The sequence below is a fragment of the Arcobacter cryaerophilus gv. crypticus genome (genome assembly GCF_002993025.1).
Lineage (GTDB): Bacteria > Campylobacterota > Campylobacteria > Campylobacterales > Arcobacteraceae > Aliarcobacter > Aliarcobacter cryaerophilus_B.
In genome coordinates this window covers 1-486 of record NZ_NXGI01000031.1, presented here as the reverse complement: position 1 = coordinate 486, position 486 = coordinate 1, and the positions used below count along the sequence as shown (strand labels likewise).

Below are 486 nucleotides of genomic sequence, written 5' to 3'. Positions count from 1 at the left end.
TGTTCCTTCAATTTCACCAGCTGGAATCTCAATTACTACACCATTACTTAGAGTTACTTTTACTCCTGTGTGTCTATCTAATCCACCAACTCCATCTAAATCTTCTAGGCTTACTTTAAATGTTACTGTATCACCCTCTGTTGGGTTAATATTATCTACACTTAGATTTACTTCTACAGTATTATCTGTATCAGTAATATTTGATGTAGGACTTTGTGGGCTTAGTGTTAATTTCTCAAACTCTGTTCCATCAGTAGCTTTTGCACCAGCTAGAGTTACAGTTACTGATGATGGATCTTTTATTACATCATCACCTTGAGCATTAACTTTGTACTCAGCTGATGTTTCTCCAGCTTCGATTATTACAGTGTCTCCATTACTTAATATTACTTCTACATTTTTGCTTACTGGTTTATTAATGCTAATTGTAAAGATTGAATCTTTATCTTCAGTTACATTCTCAGTAGTAATACCTACTATTATCTC

The 486-nt window shown here is 33.5% G+C and carries 1 protein-coding gene; it reads right to left on the bottom strand.

From position 1 onward, the window contains the following. A partial coding sequence (locus tag CJ670_RS10905; RefSeq protein ID WP_207763632.1) for an immunoglobulin-like domain-containing protein occupies positions 1-486 on the bottom strand: 486 nt, incomplete at both ends.